Source organism: Bacillus sp. FSL R9-9834 (assembly GCF_038006905.1).
In the GTDB taxonomy this organism is placed as follows: Bacteria; Bacillota; Bacilli; order Bacillales; family Bacillaceae_G; genus Bacillus_A; species Bacillus_A pacificus.
The window spans coordinates 85,001-87,500 of record NZ_JBBOWD010000001.1 but is presented as its reverse complement, the minus strand read 5'-3'; the positions used below and the strand labels follow the sequence as shown (position 1 = coordinate 87,500).

Sequence of the window (2,500 nt, the reverse complement as noted above, 5' to 3'; positions counted from 1 at the left end):
TCCCGAAAGAAAACGCGCCCGAGAGGAGTCGAACCCCTAACCTCTTGATCCGTAGTCAAACGCTCTATCCAATTGAGCTACGGGCGCATATGGTGCCGAGGGCGGGGGTCGAACCCGCACGGTGGTCACCCACCGCAGGATTTTAAGTCCTGTGCGTCTGCCTGTTCCGCCACCCCGGCATGTCATATTGAAAATTGGAGCGGAAGACGGGATTCGAACCCGCGACCCCAACCTTGGCAAGGTTGTATTCTACCACTGAACTACTTCCGCAAGACATGTTTGAGTTATTTCATTAAAAGTGCGGGTGAAGGGAGTCGAACCCCCACGCCAAAGGCGCTAGATCCTAAGTCTAGTGCGTCTGCCAATTCCGCCACACCCGCATATTCATTAAAAATGGTGAGCCATGAAGGACTCGAACCTTCGACCCTCTGATTAAAAGTCAGATGCTCTACCAACTGAGCTAATGGCTCTTACAATAAAAACTGGTGCCGACTAGAGGACTTGAACCCCCAACCTACTGATTACAAGTCAGTTGCTCTACCAATTGAGCTAAGTCGGCTAAATGGTGGAGGATGACGGGATCGAACCGCCGACCCCCTGCTTGTAAGGCAGGTGCTCTCCCAGCTGAGCTAATCCTCCGAATTGCCTGGCAACGTCCTACTCTCACAGGGACAAGGTCCCAACTACCATCGGCGCTAGAGAGCTTAACTTCCGTGTTCGGTATGGGAACGGGTGTGACCTCTCTGCCATCATTACCAGACTGTATTCATTTAAGACAAGAATTATTGTAACTCATTTAACTTTGAAAGTCAACAAGTTTTTTATATTCTTTCAAAACTAGATAACATTGCTACATATTATATGGTTAAGTCCTCGATCTATTAGTATTCGTCAGCTCCACATGTCACCATGCTTCCACCTCGAACCTATCAACCTGATCATCTTTCAGGGATCTTACTAGCTTACGCTATGGGAAATCTCATCTTGAGGGGGGCTTCATGCTTAGATGCTTTCAGCACTTATCCCTTCCGCACATAGCTACCCAGCTATGCCCTTGGCAGAACAACTGGTACACCAGCGGTGCGTCCATCCCGGTCCTCTCGTACTAAGGACAGCTCCTCTCAAATTTCCTACGCCCACGACGGATAGGGACCGAACTGTCTCACGACGTTCTGAACCCAGCTCGCGTACCGCTTTAATGGGCGAACAGCCCAACCCTTGGGACCGACTACAGCCCCAGGATGCGATGAGCCGACATCGAGGTGCCAAACCTCCCCGTCGATGTGGACTCTTGGGGGAGATAAGCCTGTTATCCCCGGGGTAGCTTTTATCCGTTGAGCGATGGCCCTTCCATGCGGAACCACCGGATCACTAAGCCCGACTTTCGTCCCTGCTCGACTTGTAGGTCTCGCAGTCAAGCTCCCTTATGCCTTTGCACTCTACGAATGATTTCCAACCATTCTGAGGGAACCTTTGGGCGCCTCCGTTACACTTTAGGAGGCGACCGCCCCAGTCAAACTGCCCACCTGACACTGTCTCCCGGGTCGATAAGACCCGTAGGTTAGAATTTCAATACAGTCAGGGCGGTATCCCACCAGCGCCTCCACCGAAGCTAGCGCTCCGGTTTCAAAGGCTCCCGCCTATCCTGTACAAACTGTACCAAAATTCAATATCAGGCTACAGTAAAGCTCCACGGGGTCTTTCCGTCCTGTCGCGGGTAACCTGCATCTTCACAGGTACTATAATTTCACCGAGTCTCTGGTTGAGACAGTGCCCAAATCGTTACACCTTTCGTGCGGGTCGGAACTTACCCGACAAGGAATTTCGCTACCTTAGGACCGTTATAGTTACGGCCGCCGTTTACTGGGGCTTCAGTTCAGAGCTTCGCTTACGCTAACCCCTCTCCTTAACCTTCCAGCACCGGGCAGGTGTCACCCCCTATACTTCGCCTTACGGCTTCGCAGAGAGCTGTGTTTTTGCTAAACAGTCGCTTGGGCCTATTCACTGCGGCTTTCCGTTAAGAAAGCACCCCTTCTCCCGAAGTTACGGGGTCATTTTGCCGAGTTCCTTAACCAGAGTTCTCTCGCACACCTTAGGATTCTCTCCTCGCCTACCTGTGTCGGTTTGCGGTACAGGCACCTTTTATCTCGCTAGAAGCTTTTCTTGGCAGCGGGGAATCAAAGACTTCGCTCCATAAGGAGCTTCCCCATCACAGCTCAGCCTTCACGATAAGCGGATTTGCCTACTTATCAGCCTAACTGCTTGGACGTGCACAACCAATCGCACGCTTCTTCTATCCTTCTGCGTCCCTCCATTGCTCAAACGATAAAGAGGTGGTACAGGAATATCAACCTGTTGTCCATCGCCTACGCCTGTCGGCCTCGGCTTAGGTCCTGACTAACCCTGAGCGGACGAGCCTTCCTCAGGAAACCTTAGGCATTCGGTGGACGGGATTCTCACCCGTCTTTCGCTACTCATACCGGCATTCTCACTTCTAAGC

At 51.8% G+C, this 2,500-nt stretch carries 8 tRNA genes and 2 rRNA genes (2 of these 10 cut by a window edge); all 10 read right to left on the bottom strand.

Annotated features, from left to right (window positions below):
- A tRNA-Pro gene (locus MKY00_RS00485) sits at positions 1-5 on the bottom strand; it reaches 69 nt to the left of the window's first position.
- Between the two features lie 8 nt (positions 6-13).
- Positions 14-87, bottom strand: a tRNA-Arg gene (locus MKY00_RS00480).
- 3 nt (positions 88-90) lie between these two features.
- Positions 91-179 (bottom strand) — tRNA-Leu (locus MKY00_RS00475).
- Between the two features lie 16 nt (positions 180-195).
- Positions 196-270, bottom strand: a tRNA-Gly gene (locus tag MKY00_RS00470).
- A gap of 29 nt (positions 271-299) precedes the next feature.
- Positions 300-380, bottom strand: a tRNA-Leu gene (locus tag MKY00_RS00465).
- 14 nt (positions 381-394) lie between these two features.
- Positions 395-470, bottom strand: a tRNA-Lys gene (locus MKY00_RS00460).
- Between the two features lie 13 nt (positions 471-483).
- Positions 484-559: transfer RNA gene (locus MKY00_RS00455), tRNA-Thr, on the bottom strand.
- Positions 560-563: 4 nt separating this feature from the next.
- Positions 564-639: transfer RNA gene (locus tag MKY00_RS00450), tRNA-Val, on the bottom strand.
- A 5-nt stretch (positions 640-644) separates the two neighbouring features.
- Positions 645-760, bottom strand: a 5S ribosomal RNA gene (rrf, locus tag MKY00_RS00445).
- A gap of 101 nt (positions 761-861) precedes the next feature.
- Positions 862-2,500 (bottom strand): 23S ribosomal RNA (locus tag MKY00_RS00440) (it continues 1,284 nt past the right edge of the window).